Origin of the sequence: Sphingopyxis sp. EG6 (genome assembly GCF_003609815.1) — a bacterium.
GTDB lineage: Bacteria > Pseudomonadota > Alphaproteobacteria > Sphingomonadales > Sphingomonadaceae > Sphingopyxis.
In genome coordinates this window covers 3,112,102-3,133,580 of the sequence record NZ_AP017603.1, presented here as the reverse complement: position 1 = coordinate 3,133,580, position 21,479 = coordinate 3,112,102, and the positions used below count along the sequence as shown (strand labels likewise).

The following is a 21,479-nucleotide window of genomic DNA, read 5'->3' as shown; positions in this document are numbered from 1 at the left end:
CCCTCAATAGCCCGAACGGACGCAGAGCACGTCGGCCAGATATTCGCGGCCGCCGACGGTTTCCATATGCTCGCGCGCCGACCCGTTCCACCCGATCGTCCGGCACCAATTGTCGGCCGCGCGCGCCGCACAGGCCGCAGTCGACGAGCCGCTGGTGCAGGCCAGCACACGGGTGCCGCCGGTCGATGGCTGGGTGTGGAATTCGGCGAAATTGCCGCGTGCCACCTGATCATTGGCGGGCGGGTTGGGATTCCAGCCGCCACCGCTACCCGCCGGGCGGATCGACTGGATGGTCAGTCCGCGCAAAATGCTGTTCAGCATCGGCGTGTCGCGCTCGACCGTACGGCAATTGCCCCGGAAGCGCGTCTTTTCGCAGAGTTCCCAGCGGCCGCTGGCCACGCGGATCGAATTGACTGGCCACGCGAGCCCGAGGTTCGGCTTGGCTTCGCCGACGAACACCGCGGGGCCGCGATAACCGGCATCGCGGTAAATCGTTGCTTCGGGCGGGCGGTACATCTTGTCGTCGGGCGTCTGGGCGCTGGAGGTCGCAAGGACTCCCGTCCCGATCGATACGGCAGCGGCGGCGAGGATCGACAAACGATATGCGATTTTCATGGCAAACTCCCTGTTGGCGACGGCGACCCGGGACTCGTTTCCGAACCGCAAGTTACGCCATTTGCCGGGGGCTTGCAAATTCTCCCAAGCGCGGTTTTGGCCGGGTCAGGGCGCCTTGGTCGCAGCGGCCTCGGCTTCGGGTGCCGCCGCAGGCGCTTCGGTCGGGGCGGCGGGGGTCGCGGGTGCCGCGGGCGGCGCGGTGACCGGCGGTGCGATGCCCAGCATCAACCCGGCGAGCGCTGCCGACATCAGGTTCGACAGGCTGCCTGCGAGCAGCGCCTTCAGCCCCAGCTTGGCGATCATCGGGCGCTGGTTGGGGGCGAGGCCGCCGGTTACCGCCATCTGGATCGCGATCGAGCTGAAATTGGCAAAACCGCACAGCGCAAAGGTGGCGATGGCGACCGCGGCGAGCGACATATCGCCCTGGACCTTGCCGAGGTCGATGAAGGCGACGAACTCGTTGAGCACAATCTTGCTGCCGAACAGCCCGCCGACGACGGCGCTTTCGTCCCACGGTACACCCATCAGCCACATGACCGGGCGGAACAGCGTGCCGATCACCGCCTGAAACGACAGGTCGGGATAGCCGAACCAGCCGCCGACCCCGGCGAGAATGCCGTTGGCGAGTGCGACGAGGGCGACAAAGGCGAGCACCATCGCGCCGACCGCGACCGCCAGCTTGACCCCGGTCTGCGCGCCCTGCGCCGCCGCCATGATGATGTTGGCGGGCTTCTCCTCGTCATGGCTCGCCTCGGGCATGATCACGGGTTCGATGCCCAGATCCTTGGGATCGTCGGGCATCATGATCTTGGCCATCAGGATGCCGCCGGGTGCCGACATGAAGCTGGCCGCGAGCAGATAAGGCAGCAATTGTTCGCCGATCATGCTGGCATAGGCGCCCAAAATGGTCCCGGCGACCCCCGCCATGCCGACGGTCATGATCGTGAACAGCTGCGGCGGGGTGAGGCCTGCGAGATAGGGGCGGATCACCAGCGGCGATTCGGACTGGCCGACAAAGATGTTCGCCGCCGCGCCGAGGCTTTCGACCTTGGTGATGCCGGTGATCTTCTGGATGGCGCCGCCGACCCATTTGATCACCAGCTGCATGATGCCGAGATAATAGAGGATCGAGATCAGCGAGGCGAAGAAGACGATCACCGGCAGCGCGGCGATCGCAAAGCTATTGGCGCCGATTTCGGGCGAGGCGAGCGGGCCAAAGATGAAATCGGTTCCCGCCTTGGCATAGCCGAGCAGGTTCGACACCGCGTTCGACATCGCTTGGATGATCGCGCGGCCCCACGGCGTGCCGATCACCAGCAGGGCAAAACCGGCCTGGAGCAGGAAGGCGGGAATGACGACGCGCAGGCGTATCCAGCGGCGGTTCGACGAAAACAGCACGGCAATCGCGAGCAGCGCGACGATGCCAACCAAACCAATCAGGCGTTCCATATTCTTGTGCGTCCCCCGCAATCTGTTGCGCCTTGTCTAGCGGGCTTTGGCGGTGGGGCAAGTGCCGGTGCCACGCGCATCTTTCCACGCTGAACAAAAGCGACTATCGGGCGGCATGACCGACACCACATCGACGGCGCTGCCGCGCACGCTTTCGCCCTCGCTCTTTCTTTTCACCATTATCTATGGCGGCATGGTCGTGCTCGCCGGGGTGCTGGGGAACAAGCAGGTCGCGCTGTTTGGCGGGCTGGCGGTGGAAGCCGGGATCTTCCCGTTCCTCATCCTCGTTGCTCTGTCGAGCGCAGTGTCGGAACTGCAAGGTCAATCCACCGCGAACAAGTTGGTGCTGTGGGGCTTTGTCCCGCTGGTCCTGTCGATCATGCTGACGTCGCTGGTCTATTGGCTACCCGCTGCGCCTGAGATGGAGCCTGCGCGGCTGGCCGCTTTCAACATGATTCTGGGTCAGACGCCGCGCCTGATGGCGGCGGGCATCGTCGCCTATGGCACCTCGCAATTTCTGAACGTCACGATCTTCAGCAAGCTGCGCGGGCGCGAAGGCGCCGGGACCGGCACGACCTGGCTGGCGATCCGCGGCGCGGTCGCGAGCGCGCTCAGCCAGATCGTCGATACCTTGCTGTTCGTGACCATCGCCTTTTACGGCGTGTTCCCGATCGCCAATCTGATGGGCGGCCAGATGCTGGCCAAGGTCGTGTTGTCGATCGCGGTCATTCCCTTCGTCATCACCGGGCTGGTCGCGCTGGGCCGCAGCCTCGATGCGAAGAACGGCGGATGATGGCGATGACCGATCCGTCGAAAATGCCCGATCTGCTCGCCAAGGCCGAAACGCTCGTCGAGGCGCTGCCCTATCTGCAGCGTTATGCGGGCCAGACCTTCGTGATCAAATATGGCGGCCATGCGATGGGCGACCCGGAGGCGCAGCGCGATTTCGCCGAAGATGTCGTGCTGCTGAAAGCCGTCGGCATCAATCCGGTCGTCGTCCATGGCGGCGGACCGCAGATCGGCGCGATGCTGAAACAGCTCGGGATCGAATCAACCTTTGTCGGCGGGCTGCGCGTCACTGATGCCGCCACGGCGGAGGTCGCCGAAATGGTGCTGGCGGGCAAGATCAACAAGGAAATCGTGAGCTGGATCGCCGCGCTCGGCGGGCGGGCGGTCGGCATTTCGGGTAAGGACGCCAATCTGGTGCTCGCCGAAAAGGTTAGCCGGACCGAGCCCGACCCCAATTCGGGGATAGAGCGCCACGTTGATCTGGGATTTGTCGGCGAACCTGTCGCGGTCGATCCGACGATCCTGGTCAATCTGACCAATGACAATTTCATCCCGATCGTCGCGCCGGTGGCGCTCGGCGCCGATGGGGCGACCTATAACATCAATGCCGACACGATGGCGGGCGCGATCGCGGGGGCGCTGGGCGCCAAGCGGTTTTTCCTGCTCACCGACGTTGCCGGGGTGCTCGACAAGGAAAAGAACCTCCTGACCGACCTCGACCGCGCGGCGATCGACGCGCTAAAGGCCGATGAAACGATCACCGGCGGGATGATCCCCAAGGTCGAAACCTGCGTCGCCGCGGTCGATGCCGGGGTCGAGGCAGCAGTCATCCTCGACGGGCGCATCCCGCATGCGATGCTGCTCGAAATTTTCACCGCAAGGGGTGCGGGGACGCTCATTCACCGCTAAGAGACGCGGCAAGATCCTTTTTCGGAGAAATCGCCTTGGTTCTCATGCTCCTCCAGATCGTCCACATCATCCTGACGGTCCTGTGGTGGTTCATCATCGCGCAGGCGGTGATGTCGTGGCTGATCGCGTTCAACGTGATCAACACGCACAATGATTTCGTCAATCAGCTGTGGACGGTGCTCGACCGGATCACCGAGCCGCTGTACCGGCCGTTCCGCCGCATCATGCCGGATTTCGGCGGGCTCGACCTGACCCCGATGCTGGTGCTGATCATCATCATCATTCTGGATGGCCCGGTGCTCAATTATCTCGGGCGCCTCGCTTATGCGAATGGCATGGCGTGACGATGGCCGACGGTACGGCGCATGTGATCGACGGCAAGGCGTTCGCCGCCGGGCTGCGCGCGCGGATCGCCGATGCTGTCCCGGCCTTTGTCGCCGCCACCGGGCGCGCGCCGGGGCTGGCGGTGGTGCTGGTCGGCGACGACCCGGCGAGCGCGGTCTATGTGGGTTCAAAGGGCAAGGCGACGGTGGCCGCCGGGATGGAAAGTTTCGAGCATCGCCTGCCCGCCACGGCGACGCAGGCCGAGGTCGAAGCGCTGCTGGCCTCGCTCAACGCCGATGACGCGGTCGACGGCATATTGCTGCAATTGCCGCTTCCCGGCCACCTTGACGAACAGGCTGCGGTCGCAACGATCGACCCCGACAAGGATGTCGATGGGCTGACCCCGGTCAGCGCCGGACGGCTGGCGCTCGGCATCCCAGGCATGGTGCCGTGCACCCCCTATGGTTGCCTGTTGCTGCTCCAGGACCGGCTCGGCGACCTCAGCGGCAAGGATGCGATCGTCGTCGGGCGCTCGATCCTGGTCGGCAAGCCAATGGGGCAATTGCTGCTCGGCGCGAACGCCACGGTAACGATGGCGCACAGCCGTACCAAGGATCTGCCCGCGCTGGTCCGCCGCGCCGACATCGTCGTCGCCGCGGTCGGGCGCGCCGAAATGGTCAAGGGCGACTGGATCAAGCCGGGCGCGGTGGTGATCGACGTCGGGATCAATCGCCTGCCCCCCGCCGACGACGCGGCCAAGGGCCGGCTGGTCGGCGATGTCGATTATGCCGAGGTGCAGGCGCTGGCGTCGGCGATCACCCCGGTTCCGGGCGGGGTCGGTCCGATGACGATCGCCTGCCTGCTCCGCAACACGCTCGTCGCCGCGCACCGCCGCGCGGGGCTTGCTGATCCGGAAGGATTTTGATGCGCTTTGTCCTGCTTCCTGCCCTCGCGCTGTCCGTGCTCGCCGGGTGCGGCGGCAATCCCGACGACCTCCGCAACCGTCCGCTGGCGGCGAACCCCAGCGCCTTTGTCGCCGCGGAAATCGCGTTCGCGCGGCTGGCGCAGGAAAAGGGCCAGTGGACCGCGTTTCGCGAAACATCGGCCCCCGACGCGGTGATGTTTGTGCCGCAGCGGGTGAAGGCGCGCGATTGGCTGAAGACGCAGGCCGACCCTGCCGAGGCGGTGAAGTGGCAGCCGCATGCTGTCTATGTCAGCTGCGACGGCAATGCCGGGGCGACGACCGGGGCGTGGCAAAAGGGACCGGCGAACGGCTTCTTCAGCACCGTCTGGCTGCGCGATCCCAAAAGCGGCAAGATCAACTGGATCCTCGACCATGGCGACGGGCTGACCACGCCGCGCGCAGCGCCCGAATTCATTGCGTCGAAGCAGGCGGTATGCGGATCGCGCCCTGCGGTGCCAATCGAGGCAGGGGCCGAGGGTGAAGATATGGCGGTCGGCCTGTCGCCCGACCAGACATTGAGCTGGACCTCGACCGTTCGCCCCGACCAATCGCGGCGGATCACCATCCGGCTGTGGGACGGCAAGACGATGGCGACGGTAATCGACGATCAGGTCGCGGTGCCCAAACAGCCATGATCGACCTCTTCATCTCGGCCTTTGTCACGCTGTTTGTGGTCATCGACCCGCCCGGCTGCGCCCCGATTTATGCCAGCCTGACGACGGGCGCGAGCGCGCAGCAGCGCCGGTCGATGGCGATCCGGGCGACGGTGATCGCAGGATGCATCCTCGTCTTTTTCGCGATGTTCGGCGAAGCGCTGCTCAGCTTCCTGCACATCGATCTCGACAGCTTCCGCATCGCGGGCGGCATCATGCTGTTCATGATTGCGATCGACATGGTGTTCGAGAAGCGCACCGAGCGGCGTGAGCAGCGGGCGGAAAAGGTTGCGGCTTCGCATGTCGAGGATGTGTCGGTGTTCCCGATGGCGATGCCGATGCTCGCCGGGCCGGGATCGATCGCATCGGTGATGCTGCTCGTCGCCCAAAACAACGGGCTGGACCGCGCGTTCGTCATTTTCGCCGCGCTGCTGCTCGTCCTGCTGATGACGCTCGCCGCGTTGCTCGCGGCGGGCCCCTTGATGCGCTTTATCGGCAACAAGGGCGAGGCGGTGATCACCCGGCTACTTGGTGTGCTGCTCGCCGCGCTGGCCGCGCAGTTCGTTATCGACGGGCTGAAAGCCAGCTTCCCCAGCCTCGGATAAAGAGGGGCGCCGCCTTTCGGCGAGGCCCTTTCTTTTCCACGGGAATGGAACCCTGTTAGCGCGCCGCGTTGACGTCGGCCTGCGTCACCGGCGCGATGCGGATTTCGACGCGGCGGTTGCACTGATAATCGGCCTCGCTGCGCTCCGGAGTGCACTTCAGCTGCGATTCGCCGTAACCCATCGTCGCCATGCGCGCGCGCTGGATGCCGCGACCGGCCAGATAGTCGGCCACCGACGAGGCGCGGCGTTCGGACAGACCCTGGTTATAGCTGTCGCTGCCGGTCGAATCGGTGTGACCATAGACGTCGATATAGGTGCTGGGATATTCGGCCAGCGTCGAGGCGACATTGTCGAGTGCGCCGCGGAACTGGCTTTTCACCATCGCGCTGTTGAGGTCGAAGGTGACGTCGCCCGGCATGTTCAGCACCAGCTGGTCGCCCTGACGCTCGACATCGATGCCTGTGCCGGCAGTGCGCTCGCGCAGCTTCTTTTCCTGTTGGTCCATGTAATAGCCGACCCCGGCTCCGGCGACCGCGCCGATGCCCGCGCCGACGATTTCTTCGGTGCGGCTGTTTTTGCCGCCGATCAGGTCGCCGAGCAGATAACCGCCGAGTGCGCCGCCAACGCCGCCGATCGCGGCTTTCGAAATCTTGCGCTCGCCAGTCACCGGGTCGGTAACGCAGCCCGCCAGCGCCACGGCGCTCATGGTGGCCATTGCCGCAAGTTTGATCGTCTTGATATTCATAGGTCGCTCCCTTTTTTGGCGGCTGCATCTGGTCCCGAGCAAACCGCCGCTCCTGCCGATAACATATGGCTGGCGATCTGGTTCCCGATTTCGCCTGAACCGCCGCTGATGCGCCAATTCAGCTGGCGTTTTGCATTGCGGTGGCTTTGCCCTATAGGATCGCCATGATCGACGATGACAGGGGCCAGGCGCTGAAGCGCCGCACGACCGCCCGATGAGCCCTTTTCCTTGGTCCGACGTGGCGATCATCGCCGTCCTGATCCTCTTGAATGGCGTTTTCGCGATGTCGGAACTCGCGATCGTCTCGGCGCGCGCGCCGCGCCTTCAGGCCGCCGAAAAGCGCGGCAGCCGCGGTGCCGCGGTCGCACGCCAACTCGCCGCCGATCCCGGGCGCTTTCTGTCGACGGTGCAGGTCGGCATCACGCTGATCGGCATTCTGGCGGGTGCCTATTCGGGCGCCAGCCTGGGCGGACCGGTCGGCGACCGATTGCAGGCGCTGCTCGGCCTCGACGACGAAACCGCGCTGACCGCGGGGTTTGCCGTGGTGATTGCCGTCACCACCTATTTCTCGCTGATCGCAGGCGAACTGGTGCCCAAGCAATTTGCGCTGCGTGCGCCGGAGCCGATCGCGATCTTCATGGCGCTGCCGATGCTGTGGTTGTCGAAAATCGGCGCACCGCTCGTGTGGCTGCTCGACCGCAGCTCGGCGTTGGTTTTTCGCGTGCTCGGACTGAACCGCGAGTCCGAAGACAGGGTGACCGCCGAAGAGCTCCACCTGATCGTCGCCGAGGCGTCGAAATCGGGAGTGATCGAGGAAAGCGAGCGCGCGATCATCTCGGGCGTCGTGCGGCTCGCCGATCGCCCGGTCCGCGAAGTGATGACGCCGCGCAAGGACGTCGACTGGATCGACATTTCGCTCGACGCGCGCGGGGTCCGTGACAAGCTGGTCGAAACGCCGCACAGCCGCCTGCCGGTCGCGCGCGGATCGGTCGACGACATCGTCGGCGTCGTGCAGGCGCGCGACATTGCGGCGGCGCTGTTCCGCGGCGAAGCGCTCGATCTGGAGCAACTTATGCGGTCGGCGAAGGTCATCCATGATCAGATCGACGCGATGGACGCGCTCGAGGCGCTGCGCGCCGCGGACGTGCCGATGCTGTTTGTCCACGACGAATATGGGCATTTCGAAGGGCTGGTGACCCCCGCCGACCTGTTGGCGGCGATTGCGGGCGAATTTGCGTCGGACCAGGACATCGGCAGCGAGCCGTTCGTCGTCGAACGCGATGATGGCAGCCTGCTGATTGCCGGATCGATGCCAGCCGACCAGATGGCCGAACGGTTGGGGATCGAGCTTGACGATGATCGCGATTATGCGACCGCCGCGGGTCATGTGCTGGCGATTCTCAAGCACCTGCCAAAGCTGGGCGAGAAATTCACCGACAAGGGCTGGCGGTTCGAGATTGTCGACATGGATGGGCGCAAGATCGACAAGCTGCTGGTGACCGAGCTGTCGCGGCCCAAGGACGCCGACGAAGCCTAGGCCGAACAGGGTCCGCTGGCGGCTTAAAGCCACAAAAGCCTCGCCCGCGCGCATTCAAAATGTGTCCTTTGTGGCTTTAAGCGGCGCCGCGTCTTCGCGCAGCGAAGCGCGGACAATATCCATGTCGGGGCCACCGGTGACGCCGATCGCGCCGCCGCGCAGGATGCGGACGGTGGTCACGCCGTTGAGCGCGCGGTCCATCGCATAGTCGAACTGGCGCATCCGGCCCATCGACAGGGCACGGTCCCAGGCCGCTGCGAAGTCTTCGGCACCGGGTCGTTCGCGCAGGCGATAGGCCGAGCGGCGCCCCATGCCCACGGCCTTCGCCGCGCGCCCGACCGACCCCATCGCTTCGAGGGCGCGGATGAAGCATAGCTGGATTTCGGGCGTCCACCCGCCGGCGCGGCGGCGCTGTGCGGACACGGGGGTGAAGGCGAGGCAGGTGCCGGCGAGCAGTGGGGCGGACGAGTCGGGATGTTCCATGGACCAGTTTGGAACATAGTGAAATAATGTAGGAAAGGACTTTTTCGGCGGAGGCGAACGGTCGGGTCTGGGTTGGGGCGCGGACGCAGCGATCCTCCCCGGAACGGGGAGGGGGACCAGCGAAGCTGGTGGAGGGGCACCATCGGTTTGCCTTGCCGCCGAAGTCGTGCTCCATTGCTACGTTCCCGGAACGCTTGGCTCTTCCAGCCCAGCGCTGCGGTAACCTCCTGTGCCCCTCCACCACCCTTCGGGTGGTCCCCCTCCCCCGTTGGGGGAGGATCGGCTACGTCCGCAACCGGTCGGAACCTGTCGTTACAGCTCGCCCCCCAGCGCGCCATATTTCGCTTCGAACCCCGCCTTGTCGCCGCGCGCCAGATACCCCGCCTGATCGACGAAATTGTCGCGCGCGATGCGGCCCTGGAAGGCGCCGAGCTGGGGGTCGATCGCGGCGATATCGGCGTCGGTCCAGTCAGCGATCTGTTGGAAGCTGGTGACGCCAAGGCCGTTCAGCAGGCCCGCGAGCTTGGGCCCGAGCCCCTTGATCAACTGCAGATTGTCTGCCTTGGCGGCAGCCGGAGCCGGAGCCGGAGCAGGTTCGGGCGCAGGCGCCGGAGCAGGTGCCGGTTCGGCGGGCGGCGGCGCTGCGGGTTCGGGTGCCACCTCGACGACCGGTTCGGGTGCCGGGGATGTCGGGGGCGCCGACGGCGGGGCGGCGACCGGGGGCGTGACCGGCGGTGCGGGGGCGGGCGCCGGCTCCCTGGGCTTGAAACGGGCGGGTTCGGCCGCGACGATCTCGGGCTTTGCCGCTTCGAGCGGCTTTTTCGGTTCGGCGGGAGGGGTGACGATCGGCGCGGCATCCTCGGCCTTTTTGCGGCCGAACAGGAACCAGAGCAGGACAACCGCGACGACGAGCCCGACGACCGCGATGACATAATTTTCCTGAAGCCACGCCATGATGTTCTCCCTGTCTTGCCGTCAGCCTATGCGCGCGCGTCCGCGCCGTCCAGCAACGCTTTGCCTGGCCGGGCGCGCCAGCCCGTCAGCGCGCCTCGCGCGCGACTTCGCGCCAGCCCCTCAGCGCGCCTCGCGCGCGACTTCGCGCCAGCCAATGTCGCGGCGGCAGAAGCCGCTGGCGAAATCGAGCTTGTCGACCGCGGCATAGGCACGCGCCTGCGCCTCGGTAACGGTGCGCCCCGTCGCGGTGACATTGAGCACACGCCCGCCCGCGGCAATGATGGTATCGCCGTCGCGCGCGGTTCCCGCGTGAAATACGCGCACGCCGCCGCTTTCGGCATCGGCGATGCCATGGATCACGCCGCCCTTTTCGGGGGTCGCCGGATAGCCATTCGCGGCCATCACCACCGTCAGCGCATAGTCGCTGGCGAAGGCGGGGGGCGGCGCATCCGCCAGCGCGCCGGTCGATGCGGCGTAAAGCAGGGCGGCAAGGTCGCCCGCGTAGCGCATCATCAGCACCTGGCATTCGGGATCCCCGAAACGCGCATTATATTCGATCAGCTTCGGCCCCCTGTCGGTGAGCATCAGCCCCGCGAACAGCACGCCCACATAAGGCGTCCCCTCGGCGGCGAGGGTAGCGACCGTCGGGCGGATGATGCGGTCCATCACCTGCGCTTCGAGGTCGGCGGTGAGCACGGGGGCGGGGCTATAGGCGCCCATGCCGCCGGTGTTGGGGCCGACATCGCCGTCGCCGACGCGCTTGTGATCCTGCGCGCTGCCGAACGCCATCACATTGGTGCCGTCGGACAGGGCAAAGAAGCTCGCTTCCTCGCCGGTCATATATTCCTCGATCACCACTTCGGCGCCCGCGCCGCCAAAGGCACCATCGAACATGTCGTCGACCGCGGCTTCGGCATCGGCGCGCGTTTCGGCGATGATCACGCCCTTGCCCGCGGCGAGGCCGTCGGCCTTGATGACGACGGGTATGGCGAAGTCGCCGAGCGCTGCCAGCGCCTCTGCGGCGGAGGTGCAGCGCCGATAGCCTGCCGTCGGGATCGCGGCGCGGGCGCACAGATCCTTGGTAAAGCCCTTGCTGCCCTCAAGCTGCGCCGCGGCGGCGCCGGGGCCGAAGGTCGCGATGCCGCGCGCGCGCAGCCGGTCGGCGAGCCCCGCGACGAGCGGCGCTTCGGGGCCGACGACGACGAAGTCGATCGCGTGTGCGGTGCAAAAGGCGACAAGCCCGTCGAGGTCGTCGGCGGCGATGCCGACGCATTCGGCATGGGCTTCGATGCCGGGGTTGCCGGGTGCGGCATAGAGCTTGGCGCAGCTTGGCGATTGTGCCAACTGCCAGCTGAGCGCATGTTCGCGGCCACCCGATCCGACCAGCAGGATGTTCATGTCTGTCCCTTTTCCCGATACGGCGTCCGAAACCGACCCCGCGGCGCGGCTGTTAGCCGAGCATTCGCCCGGCGACAATCTTGGTCAGTCGCCGTCCGGCGAGGGGGCGCCCGCCATGACGGTCAGCCAATTGTCGGCGGCGATCAAGCGCACGGTCGAGGACGGCTTTTCACGCGTGCGCGTGCGCGGCGAATTGTCGGGCGCGAAACGCGCGGCTTCGGGCCATTTCTATGCGGCGCTGAAGGATGACAATGCGCTGATCGACATGGTGATGTGGAAGGGGCAGGCGGCGCGCCTCGCCTTCCGGCCCGAGGACGGCATCGAGGTGATCGCGACGGGCAAGCTCACCACTTATCCGGGCCGCTCGAAATATCAGCTCGTCGTCGATAGCCTCGAGGTCGCGGGCGAGGGCGCGTTGATGCTCCTGTTCGAAAAGCTGAAGGCGCGGCTCGGCGCCGAGGGGCTGTTCGATCAGGCGCGGAAGCAGGATTTGCCGCGGCTGCCCCGAATCATCGGGGTCGTGACTTCGCCGACGGGCGCGGTGATCCGCGACATCCTCCACCGCCTTGCCGACCGTTTTCCGACGCATGTCATCGTCTGGCCGGTGCTGGTGCAGGGCGACGGTGCGGCGGCGCAGGTCGCGGGTGCCATTCGCGGTTTTGACGCCATCGCGCCCGGCGGGCCTGTGCCGCGCCCCGACCTGGTCATCGTCGCGCGCGGCGGCGGGTCGATCGAGGATCTCTGGGCGTTCAACGAAGAAGTCGTGGTGCGGGCGATCGCCGATTGCCGCATCCCGACGATCAGCGCGGTCGGGCACGAAACCGACACGACGCTCGCCGATTATGCCGCCGACCGCCGCGCGCCGACGCCGACCGCCGCCGCCGAAATGGCTGTGCCGGTGCGCGCCGAACTGCGCGAATTGCTGCTCCAGCGGGCGGGACGGATGGTCGGTGCGGCGAACCGGCATCAGGCGCTGGCGCGCGAACGGCTCGCCGCGCTGGCGCGCCACCTGCCGAAGCGCGAAGGGCTCTATGCGCCGCAGCGCCAGCGGCTCGACGATAGTGCCGACCGATTGGATCGCAGCCAGCGGCAGCGGCTGGCGGTGGTCGGCGAGCGGCTGGCGACTCGCGGCGCTGCGCTGCGCCCCGCATTGCTCGCGCGGCGCTGGGACCGCGATCGCGCGCGGCTGGGCGGGTTGGGGCGGTTGCTCGACAGCCTTGACCCGCGGGCGCTGCTATCGCGGGGCTATGCGATGGTGCGCGATGCCGGGGGAGAGATCGTTACCAGCGCCGCGCGGGCGCAGGCGGCAGCGCGTCTGCGGCTGCAATTTGCCGACGGCGAGGTTCCGGTGGAGGTCGCCGGCGGTGACGTAGCGCCGTTGCCCCCCGCGGCGCCCCGCCCCGCGCGGCGACCCGCTGCCCCGCCGCCCAAAAGAGGACAGGGCGAGCTGTTCTGAAATCGCCCGGGGTGGCCCCCGCGCGTCCGGCTGCTATAGTGGCCGCAATCACCGACTCTTGAACGGACACTCAACGCATGCTGATCGCCAGCCGCAACCGCCTCGCCCGCCTCCAATATGGCCCGAATGGATTTCGTGTCCTGTCGCCGGGCGACCATGTGCTGTGCGCGGTGACCAGCGCGCCGATCGGGCTCGACGAGCTGCGCTACTGGTCGGTGGCGCGGCAGGAGCCCTATGCCGGCGCCGCCATTTCGGTACAGGCCGCACTGGACGCCGCGCGCGGGGCATGACGCTGGCGGGGTATTTGCGGCGCTCGATCGCTGCGTTGCCGCTGCTGCTTGTTGCCGCTGGCTGTGTGTCGCCCGATGCCGCGCGCGACGTCGCAGCCCCGCCGCCCGCCGCCGGGGCATCGCCAGGGCCGGTGTCTTCGACGGTGCCGCCCCCGGCCGCGGCACTCGAACCCTTCGTCTTTCGCGGTTCGCGCCGAAGCGCCGAGCAGGGCGGGGTGCTGCTGGGGGTGGTTCCCAGCCATACCCGCTCGCTGACGCTCGACGGCCAGCCGGTGCCGGTCGCCGCCGACGGCGGTTTCCTGATCGCGTTCGACCGCGATGCGGCCCCCCGCGCGCGCCTTGTCGCAACGGTTCGTGACGGGCGGCAGGTCGTCGAAGAAATTGTGGTGGTGCCCGGGACGTGGCGCATCGAACAGATCAACGCGCCGTATCGCGGCAGTGCGGCAAACGACGCCGATTTCCAGCGCCGTCGCCCCGCCGAACTCGCCCAGATTGCGGCAGCGCGAAACGTCGAGGCGACATCCGACGGCTGGAAACAGCGCTTCCGCTGGCCGGTCACCGGGCGACTGTCGGGCTTTTTCGGGGCGCAGCGGGTCTATCAGGGCAAGCCCGGCGCCTATCACAGCGGTACCGACATTGCGGTTCCGGCGGGAACCCCCTTCGTAGCGCCCGCCGACGGCGTGGTGGTACTCGCCGCGACGACCCCTTTCACATTGGAGGGCCATCTGCTGATTGTCGACCATGGCATGGGGCTGACCAGCGCCTTTCTTCATTGCCAGCGGCTCGACGTGAAGGTCGGCGATCGGGTGGCGCAGGGGCAGGTGCTGGGGACGATCGGGCGCACGGGCCGCGCGACCGGGCCGCACATGCATTGGGGACTGAAATGGCGCGATGCGCGGCTCGACCCGGCGAAGTTGGCGGGTCCGATAGGCAGCTGAATATTGTTGCGCGCCGCGCCAATTCGTTACCGATGAAACAATATGTCGAAGATGATCGGTTGGGACATATTGTATTTCGCCAAATGTCACGGTTGTTGCAAATACGTCACAATGGCTTGTGAAACGGCGGATTAGCCCGGAAAATTCCTTTACTCGCCCTAAGGGAAAGGTCATTCCGCACGCTATCGGGGTGTTTGCGCGTCGGCTGTGTGCTGCCGCGTCAGGGGCTCGGGTAACTCAATCCACCAGTAGCAAGGGACTGCACTGTGAAGAAAACCCAATTTTCTAAGCTGAAGCTAGGCGCTGCGCCGCTCGTACTGAGCGTCGCCCTGGTTTCGGCTCCTGCCTATGCGCAGGACGCCGCAGAAGAGGGTACCACGACCGGCGAAATCGTCGTGACCGGTACGCTGATCCGTAACCCCAACCTCGAACAGTCGTCGCCGGTGAACGTCACCACCGAAGACGAAATCCAGCTGCGTCAGGCGACCAGCGCTGAACTGCTGCTGCGCGAAACCCCCGGCATCGTTCCCAACCTCGGTTCGAACGTCAACAACGGTTCGGCGGGTTCGGCACGCGTCGACCTTCGCGGCCTCGGCGCCAACCGCAACCTCGTCATGCTGAACTCGACCCGCCTCGTGCCGTCGAGCTTCTTCGGCGCGGTCGACCTTAACAACATCCCGGTTGCCCTGGTGGAGCGCGTCGACGTTCTGACCGGCGGCGCGTCGACCACCTATGGTGCAGACGCCGTGACCGGTGTCGTCAACTTCATCACCAAGCGCGACTTTGCCGGTATCGACCTTTCGGCGACCCAGCAGATCAGCGAACAGGGCGACGCCAATCTGTTCCGCGCCGACCTGGTGATCGGTGCCAACTTCGACGATGGCCGCGGTAACGCCGTGATCTCGATCGGTTACATTGAAGCCGACAAGCTGCTGTTCGGTTCGCGCGGTTTCGGCCAGTGCGTGCTCAACTCGCTGTCGGGCTTCTGCGGTGGCGACTCGCCGACCGCGACCCCGACCTCGTTCGGCATCACCGGTGTGGCCGGCAACCGCCAGGTCAGCGCCGATGGCCTGAGCCTCGTGCCGCAATATTCGCTGTACAACTTCAACCCGGCGAACATCTACATCACCCCGTACGAACGCTTCAACTTCTACGGTGAAGGCCGTTACGACGTTTCGGACAGCGTGACCGTCTATGGTCGCGGCCTGTTCTCGAAGAACACCGTCAAAACCGAAATCGCGTCGTCGGGTATCTTCGGCGAAGCGCTGACGATCAACGGCGACAACCCCTATCTGCCGGCCGGCATTCGCGACCAGCTTTGCGGCTTCGCCGGTATCGCGCTGGGTGCGGCTTGTAACACGAACCAGGCGATCCCGCTTGGCGCCGTGTACCGCCGCTCGGTGGAACTCGGGCCGCGCCTGTCGGAATATGTCACCAACATCTTCGACATCAAGGCCGGTGCGACCTTCAACATCACCGACAATATCTCGTTCGACATCTACGGTGCCTATGGCGAATCGGAAAACACCGAAACCCGCCGCGGCTACGTTTCGCGTTCGCGCGTTGTCCAGGCGCTGGCTGCCACCAGCACCACCGCTTGTACCAACCCGGCCAACGGCTGCGTCCCGCTGAACCTGTTCGGTCCGGAAGGCAGCATCACCCCGGAAATGGGTGCGTTCATCGGCGGCATCACCAGCTCGATCCAGCAATATGCGTCGCTGGCGCAGGTGCATGGCGTGCTGTCGGGTTCGGCCGGTTTCGGATCGCCGTGGGCGAGCGAAGAAGTGTCGTTCGCGCTTGGCGGCGAATATCGCAAGTATAACGCTGCGCAGCGTCCCGATAACCTTGCTCAGGTTCCGGGCGAGCTCGGCGGTGCAGGTGGCGCGGTCCGTCCGTTCTCGGGCGCCTATGACAGCACCGAAGCGTTCGCCGAATTGGTCGTGCCGCTCGTCAGCGACAAGCCCTTCTTCGACGATCTGACGGTTGAAGGCGGCATTCGCTACTCGCGTTACTCGGTCGACGCACCGGGCAACCCGAAGTTCAGCCCGACGAGCTGGAAGGTCGGCGTCAACTGGGCACCGGTCGACGCGCTGAAGTTCCGTGCGAACTACCAAAAAGCCGTTCGTGCACCGAACATCGGCGAATTGTTCGCGCCGCTCAACGTGCAGCTGACCAACCTTGCGACCGACCCTTGCGCCGGCGCAGCGCCGATTGGCAACGCCAATCTGACCGCTGTCTGTCTTGCCCAGGGTGCGCCCGCAGCTTCGATCGGCTTCATCGAGCAGCCGGCCGCAGGTCAGGCGAACGTGACCACTGGTGGCAACCCGAACGTCGGCCCGGAAACGGCGAAGACGTTGACGGTTGGCGCAGTGTTCACGCCGCGCGGCCTGATCCCCGGCCTGACGCTGTCGCTCGACTACTACCGCATCAAGGTCACGGACGCGATCACCGCACCGCTGCCGGGCGACATCATCGCCGCCTGCTTTACCGGTCTGTCGGCCGCTTCGGCGACCAACCCGGCCTGTACGGCTATCCGCCGCAACCCGGCAACGGGTCGCCTCAGCGGTTCGCCGGCGACGACGGGCGGCCTGCCCGCGCCGCTCAGCAACGCGGGCATCCTGTTCACCGACGGTTTCGACCTGATCGCGAACTACAAGCGCGACATCGGTTTTGCTGACCTGACGCTGAACTTCTCGGGCAACCACACCCGCAAGGCGACCTTCCAGGCGTCGGAAACGGTGACCAACTTCCCGAATTGTGCCGGCGTTTACAGCGTGAACTGCGGTATTGCCCAGGGTCAGTTGCAGCCGAAATGGTCGTGGACGATGCGTACCACGCTCGGCTTTGACGGCGTCGATGTGTCGCTGTTGTGGCGCCACATGTCGAGCTTCCGCTCGCAGAACGGCAACCTCTGCGGTCCGGGCGTCACCGCCAACGGCTGTACCGGGTTCGTGCGCGGCGACGCCACGCGCTTCCCCGATATTGTCGGCCAGCCGATCAACCTGAACCGCATCAAGGCGTATGATTATTTCGACCTGACGACGCGGTTCTCGGTGACCGAGAATTTCGACCTGACGCTGACCGCGTTCAACCTGCTCGACAAGAAGCCGCCGCTTCTTGGTGGTCAGGCCGGTACGACCTCGGCCAACAGCGGCAACACCTATCCGTCGACCTACGACGTGATCGGCCGCCGTTACAGCGCCACGGCACGCCTGAAGTTCTAATCGCTTCAGACGCAAATCAGGAAAGGGCGGGTCGCGTGCGGCCCGCCCTTTTCTTTTGTCTGACGACCGAGCCGGTGGGCGAGGTGCTGACAATGGGCTGCGGATAACCGGGCCGCGCACGTCCGCGATCCTTCCGGCCGTTTTGGCGGGGGTGGCCTAGGCACAATATCAAGCGCCAATGGCGCGGCAGCGTCGGTGCCGGTGGTCGGGATCGATGTTCGCGACGATCGCGATGGCCCGCGTGGCGCAACGCCGCAAGACGGTGACGACCATGATCGCCGGGGCCGCTGGCTGGATGCCCGGGCTGAAAAGCTGGGCTATTGCGCGATCAGCGGTGCGCCGAGCGTGGTTTCGATACCAACCGCGCGTGCGACCTCCTGTGCCCACAGGGTGACCTTGGCGATCTCGTCGCCATGCGCGGCGCGGCTCGCGTCATAATCCGCCGCGCGGTCGGCCGCGCTATAGCGCGCGCCGTCCTTCGAATTGCGTTGCAGCGGCCCGGCGAGAATCTGCGCCAGCTCAGCGGGATCGAGGGTCAGGCCGAAATGCGCCGCGGCATGGCGCAGCGCCGCGTCGGGCGCGGCCATGAACGCGGCGCTGTCGAGGGTGCGAACGCGGCCGGGGGCGCCAAGGATCAGGCTGCTGAACAACGACTGCTGGGCCAGCCACGCCATCGCCGCGATCTGCAGATCGGTCTGGCCCAGAAAATCGAGGTCGGTGAAGCCCAACGCCTGAACGCGTCCTTCGGCACGCAACTTCACGAACAATTCGCGCACCCAGCGGCGCCCGTCGAGCCCCTTTTTGGCGATCGATGTCAGGAAATCGTCGAGCGGCGCATGCATGACGATCGCGCGCGCTTGCGGCTGGATGACCAGCATGGCCGCCGCCAGCCCGTTGACGACATTCGACGGCTTGACCACCGCCGCCTGATCGCCGGGGAAGGGCCGCCCGAGCAGGCGCAGCGCGTCCGCGAGCAGCGGGCCGATCGCCTCGGGCGGCGCGCCGCGCATCCGCCACCCGACGATATCATTGAGGATGACCGGTTCGCTCAGGCCGCTCGCCAGACCCGGTCGGTCGAGGCAGGCGGCGAGCAGCGTCGAGCAGCAGAATCCCGAGTGAAAAATGAAATGAACCGGCGCCGTCTGACCAATCGCGCGCGCTTCGTCGCGCGTCATCGACCGAAAATCCCGGCGCGGCAGATGGTCGTCGGTCAGAAAGGGGACGGCGGCGCGCGTTTGCCGGTCATAGTCGACGAAACGGATCGTCCCGGTCGCTTCATCGAACCGGTGCGCGAGCCATTCGGCCCCCAATGCCGCTGGGCTGGCCAGGATGTTGTCGGCCATGATCCGTCTCTAATCCCGCCGCACTTGCGCTCGATTTGAACCTATGATTAGGCGTCACGGTGACAGAGCAAGCCAACAAAGTCCAGCAACACCTGGCCGCCTTCAGCGACGCGCGGCGGCGCGGCGATCGCGGCGCCGAACTGCGCCATCTCGACGCAGCGCTGGCGCTGGCGCCGCACGACCCGCAGCTGTTGAACGCGCGCGGGATGCATCATTTGCAGGATCAGAATTGGGACGCTGCCTCGGACCTTTTCAAGCAGGCCGCCGCTGCCGATCCGGGCGAACCGATCCTGTGGATCAACCTGGCGACGGCGCGGCGTGCGCTGGACGACGTGCCCGGCGAACGCGCCGCGCTCGATCGCGCGCTGGCGGCCGATCGCTTTCAATTCACCGCCCTGTTTCGCAAGGCGGAACTCGAACAGCGCGCCGGGACGGAGGGCGATGCGGTGCTGGCCTGGGCGGCGGTGATCCAGGTCGGTCGCCAGATCAGCAACCCGCCGCAACCCGTGCTCGACGTGATCCGGCAGGGTGAGGCCTTTATGGCCACGCATGCGGGGAAGCTCAGCGATCGGTACGACGCCCTGTTCGGCGCCGATCGCGCCGCCGATCCCGATATGCGCCGGTTCAACCGCTGTCTCGACATCGTCCTGGGGCGCGGCACCACCTATCGCAACGAGTGTCACGGGCTCTATTATCCCTTCCTTCCCGCCGATGAATTTTTCGACAAGCGGCTGTTCCCCTGGTTTGCCGAGCTGGAGGCCGCGGCGGCGGATATTCGCCGCGAGGGACTGGCGCTGATCGAACAGGGCGGCGAGGATCTCCGCCCCTATGTGCGGATGGAAGAGGGCGCGCCCGAAAGCAAATGGTCGCCGCTCGATCAGTCGCTCGACTGGACCGCCTGTTTCCTGTGGGAATATGGCGTTCCGAACCAGCGCGTCCTGGATCGTTGCCCGGCAACCGCCGCCGCCTTGGCGCGGGCGCCGCTGGCACCGATTCCGGGGAAGGCGCCTTCGGCCTTTTTTTCGATGCTGCGCCCCGGTGCGCATATTCCGCCGCATACCGGGGTCACCAACACGCGTGCGATCATCCACCTGCCGCTGGTCGTGCCGCCGGGCTGCGAGTTCCGGGTCGGCGGCGAGACGCGGCAATGGGTCGAGGGCGAGGCGTTTGCGTTCGACGACACGATCGAACATGAAGCGATCAATCGCAGCGACGAGAACCGCCTGGTGCTGATCTTCGACGTGTGGAATCCCCATCTGTCATCGCGCGAACAGGCGTTGCTGGTCGACTTCTTCGCCAGTCAGGCCGGCTGATCGCGTCGCCCGGCGATCGGTCGCGGTCCCGCTTCTAAAAGCGGTCGAGCGCCGCGATGACCGGCGCCAGTTCGGCGGCATAATTTTGCCATCGCCCCGATGATTGCGCGTGGAGCGCCGATCGCGCTTTCCAGTTGCTGGGGGTGCGGATGACCGGTGCGGCGCTGCTTTGCGGGGCTGTCGGGTCGATCGGCGGCAAACCAAGCGCGCGCCACGTTGCCGCGAGCACCTGATCGGGGGTCCGGACCAGCTGGTCGTATGAAACCGTGACAATATCGTCGCCAAAGATCGCCCGCCAATGCGCCATCAGTCGGCGATGCTGACCGAAATAATGGACGGCATCCTCCAGCCGGTCGCTGTAGTTGATCGAATCCGCAAAGTTCAGGAAATAGATCGACAGGATATTGTCGGGCGCCGCGCGTTCGGTGCACAGGATCCGCGCGTCGGGAAAGAGGGTCTTGATCAGCCCGATATGCAGGAAATTGTCGGGCCGCTTGTCGGTGGTATAGCGGGCGCCGGGAAAATTTGCCGCCACCGCCGTCAGATAGGCGTCGCGCAGATCGCATTTGGCGTCGGCGTCCAGGGATTGCAGCGCCGCGGGGTAGGGCATCAGGCGTTCGTGGACCAGCGCCGGGATCAGTTCCAGCTCGCCGCCGATCCGGACGAGCGGATGTCGCCCGAGCAATTGTTCGATCACCGTCGATCCCGAGCGGAACATGCCGCAGATGAACAGCATTTCGGGGCCATCGGTTGTCGGCGGAGTTTGGGGGCGCGCGGGAAAGGCCGCGATCAGATCATCGACGAGGCGCTCCAGCCGGTCCGGATTGTAACGGCGCGAAGGCGGCCGCAGCGCCGCGTTGATCCGGTTCGCCTGCGTGATCGCCGCAAAGGCTTCAGGATAACGCCCGGCGGCATCGAGCGCGTTGCCCAAGGCGAAGAAGAGTTCGGCAGCGTCGTCCCGGCTGTCGGCGCCGCTCTGCAACTGGCGTTCAAGGTCGCGGATCGCGGCGGCGGTGTCGCCGCGGTGAACGCGGATCGCCGCGAGGCGCGCGCGGGCGCGGCCATTGCCGGGGGCGCGGCGCAGCACCTCGGCATAGGCGTCTGCCGCGGCTTCGGCGTCGCCGACATCTTCCATCAGACCGCCAAGGTTGAGCCAGGCGGGCAAGAAGCCGGGATTGATCGCGAGCGCGGCGCGCAATTCGGCCGCGGCTTCGTCGGTGCGCTCCATATATTCGGACAGGATGGCGGCGCGATTGACGTGTACCGCCTCGGCGCCGCCGATCCCTAAGCGCAGCGCTTCGGCATAAGCGCTCAGCGCGTCGGGATAGGCGCGCGTCTGGCGCAGCACATAGCCGAGATTGAACCAGCCGTCGGCGTGATCGGGGCGGAGTGCGATCGCTTGCTGCAGCAGCGCTGCGGCGTCGGCGTGGCGCCCCTGCGCGATGCTTCGCCCTGCCGCAGCGTCAAGCCGCGCCCACTCGTCGTTCACG

Annotated in this window: 20 protein-coding genes; 12 read left to right on the top strand and 8 right to left on the bottom strand. The window is 66.3% G+C overall.

Annotation, left to right across the window (positions count from 1 at the left end):
• Positions 1 to 3 precede the first annotated feature (3 nt).
• Positions 4 to 615 (bottom strand): beta/gamma crystallin-related protein, encoded by a 612-nt coding sequence (locus SPYCW_RS15190; protein ID WP_120217505.1) that lies wholly within the window; start codon positions 613 to 615, stop codon positions 4 to 6.
• A gap of 105 nt (positions 616 to 720) precedes the next feature.
• Positions 721 to 2,064 (bottom strand): NupC/NupG family nucleoside CNT transporter, encoded by a 1,344-nt coding sequence (locus SPYCW_RS15185; protein WP_120217504.1) that lies wholly within the window; start codon positions 2,062 to 2,064, stop codon positions 721 to 723.
• A gap of 115 nt (positions 2,065 to 2,179) precedes the next feature.
• On the opposite strand from SPYCW_RS15185, the gene SPYCW_RS15180 reads away from it, so the two are divergent.
• From SPYCW_RS15180 to SPYCW_RS15155, 6 genes are read left to right on the top strand one after another with little or no spacing between them, the layout of a single operon-like run.
• Positions 2,180 to 2,857, top strand: a complete 678-nt coding sequence (locus SPYCW_RS15180; protein ID WP_120217503.1) for a queuosine precursor transporter — start codon at positions 2,180 to 2,182, stop codon at positions 2,855 to 2,857.
• Positions 2,854 to 3,762, top strand: coding sequence for an acetylglutamate kinase (gene argB, locus SPYCW_RS15175; protein WP_443029449.1), 909 nt, complete (start codon positions 2,854 to 2,856; stop codon positions 3,760 to 3,762). Before SPYCW_RS15180 ends, argB begins: the two co-directional genes overlap by 4 nt.
• Positions 3,763 to 3,806: 44 nt before the next feature.
• A complete protein-coding gene (locus tag SPYCW_RS15170; RefSeq protein ID WP_088443299.1) occupies positions 3,807 to 4,106 on the top strand; it encodes a YggT family protein in 300 nt (99 codons plus the stop codon).
• 2 nt (positions 4,107 to 4,108) lie between these two features.
• Entirely contained in the window at positions 4,109 to 5,011 is a 903-nt protein-coding gene (gene folD, locus SPYCW_RS15165; protein WP_120217502.1) for a bifunctional methylenetetrahydrofolate dehydrogenase/methenyltetrahydrofolate cyclohydrolase FolD, read from the top strand.
• Positions 5,011 to 5,685 carry a hypothetical protein gene (locus tag SPYCW_RS15160; RefSeq protein ID WP_120217501.1) on the top strand — a complete coding sequence of 225 codons (675 nt, stop codon included), beginning with the start codon at positions 5,011 to 5,013 and terminating at the stop codon, positions 5,683 to 5,685. The genes folD and SPYCW_RS15160 overlap by 1 nt, the downstream gene beginning before the upstream one ends.
• A complete protein-coding gene (locus SPYCW_RS15155; protein WP_120217500.1) occupies positions 5,682 to 6,308 on the top strand; it encodes a MarC family protein in 627 nt (208 codons plus the stop codon). The genes SPYCW_RS15160 and SPYCW_RS15155 overlap by 4 nt, the downstream gene beginning before the upstream one ends.
• Before the next feature lie 55 nt (positions 6,309 to 6,363).
• On the opposite strand, the gene SPYCW_RS15150 is transcribed toward SPYCW_RS15155, so the two are convergent.
• A complete protein-coding gene (locus SPYCW_RS15150; protein WP_120217499.1) occupies positions 6,364 to 7,053 on the bottom strand; it encodes an OmpA family protein in 690 nt (229 codons plus the stop codon).
• Between the two features lie 214 nt (positions 7,054 to 7,267).
• On the opposite strand from SPYCW_RS15150, the gene SPYCW_RS15145 reads away from it, so the two are divergent.
• Positions 7,268 to 8,590, top strand: coding sequence for a hemolysin family protein (locus SPYCW_RS15145; protein WP_120217498.1), 1,323 nt, complete (start codon positions 7,268 to 7,270; stop codon positions 8,588 to 8,590).
• 54 nt (positions 8,591 to 8,644) lie between these two features.
• On the opposite strand, the gene SPYCW_RS15140 is transcribed toward SPYCW_RS15145, so the two are convergent.
• The 3 genes from SPYCW_RS15140 to purD form a co-directional block, all read right to left on the bottom strand.
• Positions 8,645 to 9,073 (bottom strand): hypothetical protein, encoded by a 429-nt coding sequence (locus tag SPYCW_RS15140; protein ID WP_120217497.1) that lies wholly within the window; start codon positions 9,071 to 9,073, stop codon positions 8,645 to 8,647.
• 312 nt (positions 9,074 to 9,385) lie between these two features.
• On the bottom strand, positions 9,386 to 10,027 hold the full coding sequence (locus SPYCW_RS15135; protein WP_120217496.1) for a hypothetical protein: 642 nt from the start codon (positions 10,025 to 10,027) through the stop codon (positions 9,386 to 9,388).
• A gap of 120 nt (positions 10,028 to 10,147) precedes the next feature.
• A complete protein-coding gene (gene purD / locus SPYCW_RS15130; RefSeq protein WP_120217495.1) occupies positions 10,148 to 11,425 on the bottom strand; it encodes a phosphoribosylamine--glycine ligase in 1,278 nt (425 codons plus the stop codon).
• On the opposite strand from purD, the gene xseA reads away from it, so the two are divergent.
• The 4 genes from xseA to SPYCW_RS15110 all read left to right on the top strand — a co-directional run bounded on the left by xseA (position 11,424) and on the right by SPYCW_RS15110 (position 17,333).
• Positions 11,424 to 12,881, top strand: a complete 1,458-nt coding sequence (gene xseA, locus SPYCW_RS15125) for an exodeoxyribonuclease VII large subunit (protein ID WP_120218335.1) — start codon at positions 11,424 to 11,426, stop codon at positions 12,879 to 12,881. The genes purD and xseA overlap by 2 nt on opposite strands.
• Before the next feature lie 77 nt (positions 12,882 to 12,958).
• Complete coding sequence (locus tag SPYCW_RS15120; RefSeq protein WP_120217494.1) at positions 12,959 to 13,171, top strand: DUF2093 domain-containing protein; 213 nt, start codon at positions 12,959 to 12,961, stop codon at positions 13,169 to 13,171.
• Entirely contained in the window at positions 13,168 to 14,109 is a 942-nt protein-coding gene (locus SPYCW_RS15115; RefSeq protein WP_120217493.1) for a M23 family metallopeptidase, read from the top strand. Before SPYCW_RS15120 ends, SPYCW_RS15115 begins: the two co-directional genes overlap by 4 nt.
• A gap of 266 nt (positions 14,110 to 14,375) precedes the next feature.
• The gene (locus tag SPYCW_RS15110) at positions 14,376 to 17,333 is read left to right on the top strand and encodes a TonB-dependent receptor domain-containing protein (protein WP_120217492.1); all 2,958 of its coding nucleotides are present in this window, start codon (positions 14,376 to 14,378) and stop codon (positions 17,331 to 17,333) included.
• Positions 17,334 to 17,650: 317 nt separating this feature from the next.
• Here the strand turns inward: SPYCW_RS15110 and SPYCW_RS15105 are convergent, their stop codons facing one another.
• A complete protein-coding gene (locus SPYCW_RS15105) occupies positions 17,651 to 18,676 on the bottom strand; it encodes a hypothetical protein (protein ID WP_120217491.1) in 1,026 nt (341 codons plus the stop codon).
• A 59-nt stretch (positions 18,677 to 18,735) separates the two neighbouring features.
• Here SPYCW_RS15105 and SPYCW_RS15100 point away from each other — a divergent pair, with 59 nt between their 5' ends.
• The gene (locus SPYCW_RS15100) at positions 18,736 to 19,989 is read left to right on the top strand and encodes an aspartyl/asparaginyl beta-hydroxylase domain-containing protein (protein WP_120217490.1); all 1,254 of its coding nucleotides are present in this window, start codon (positions 18,736 to 18,738) and stop codon (positions 19,987 to 19,989) included.
• A 34-nt stretch (positions 19,990 to 20,023) separates the two neighbouring features.
• On the opposite strand, the gene SPYCW_RS15095 is transcribed toward SPYCW_RS15100, so the two are convergent.
• On the bottom strand, positions 20,024 to 21,478 hold the full coding sequence (locus tag SPYCW_RS15095) for a tetratricopeptide repeat-containing sulfotransferase family protein (protein ID WP_120217489.1): 1,455 nt from the start codon (positions 21,476 to 21,478) through the stop codon (positions 20,024 to 20,026).
• Position 21,479 lies beyond the last annotated feature (1 nt).

Bases quoted from the DNA above. Each gene is read 5' to 3' on its own strand.
- SPYCW_RS15120 (WP_120217494.1), top strand. From the start codon at position 12,959: ATGCTGATCGCCAGCCGCAACCGCCTCGCCCGCCTCCAATATGGCCCG.
- purD (WP_120217495.1), bottom strand. From the start codon at position 11,425: ATGAACATCCTGCTGGTCGGATCGGGTGGCCGCGAACATGCGCTCAGC.
- SPYCW_RS15170 (WP_088443299.1), top strand. From the start codon at position 3,807: ATGCTCCTCCAGATCGTCCACATCATCCTGACGGTCCTGTGGTGGTTC.
- SPYCW_RS15145 (WP_120217498.1), top strand. From the start codon at position 7,268: ATGAGCCCTTTTCCTTGGTCCGACGTGGCGATCATCGCCGTCCTGATC.
- SPYCW_RS15155 (WP_120217500.1), top strand. From the start codon at position 5,682: ATGATCGACCTCTTCATCTCGGCCTTTGTCACGCTGTTTGTGGTCATC.
- SPYCW_RS15140 (WP_120217497.1), bottom strand. From the start codon at position 9,073: ATGGAACATCCCGACTCGTCCGCCCCACTGCTCGCCGGCACCTGCCTC.
- SPYCW_RS15185 (WP_120217504.1), bottom strand. From the start codon at position 2,064: ATGGAACGCCTGATTGGTTTGGTTGGCATCGTCGCGCTGCTCGCGATT.
- SPYCW_RS15150 (WP_120217499.1), bottom strand. From the start codon at position 7,053: ATGAATATCAAGACGATCAAACTTGCGGCAATGGCCACCATGAGCGCC.
- SPYCW_RS15180 (WP_120217503.1), top strand. From the start codon at position 2,180: ATGACCGACACCACATCGACGGCGCTGCCGCGCACGCTTTCGCCCTCG.
- SPYCW_RS15160 (WP_120217501.1), top strand. From the start codon at position 5,011: ATGCGCTTTGTCCTGCTTCCTGCCCTCGCGCTGTCCGTGCTCGCCGGG.
- SPYCW_RS15115 (WP_120217493.1), top strand. From the start codon at position 13,168: ATGACGCTGGCGGGGTATTTGCGGCGCTCGATCGCTGCGTTGCCGCTG.
- xseA (WP_120218335.1), top strand. From the start codon at position 11,424: ATGTCTGTCCCTTTTCCCGATACGGCGTCCGAAACCGACCCCGCGGCG.
- SPYCW_RS15105 (WP_120217491.1), bottom strand. From the start codon at position 18,676: ATGGCCGACAACATCCTGGCCAGCCCAGCGGCATTGGGGGCCGAATGG.
- argB (WP_443029449.1), top strand. From the start codon at position 2,854: ATGATGGCGATGACCGATCCGTCGAAAATGCCCGATCTGCTCGCCAAG.
- SPYCW_RS15190 (WP_120217505.1), bottom strand. From the start codon at position 615: ATGAAAATCGCATATCGTTTGTCGATCCTCGCCGCCGCTGCCGTATCG.
- SPYCW_RS15135 (WP_120217496.1), bottom strand. From the start codon at position 10,027: ATGGCGTGGCTTCAGGAAAATTATGTCATCGCGGTCGTCGGGCTCGTC.
- folD (WP_120217502.1), top strand. From the start codon at position 4,109: ATGGCCGACGGTACGGCGCATGTGATCGACGGCAAGGCGTTCGCCGCC.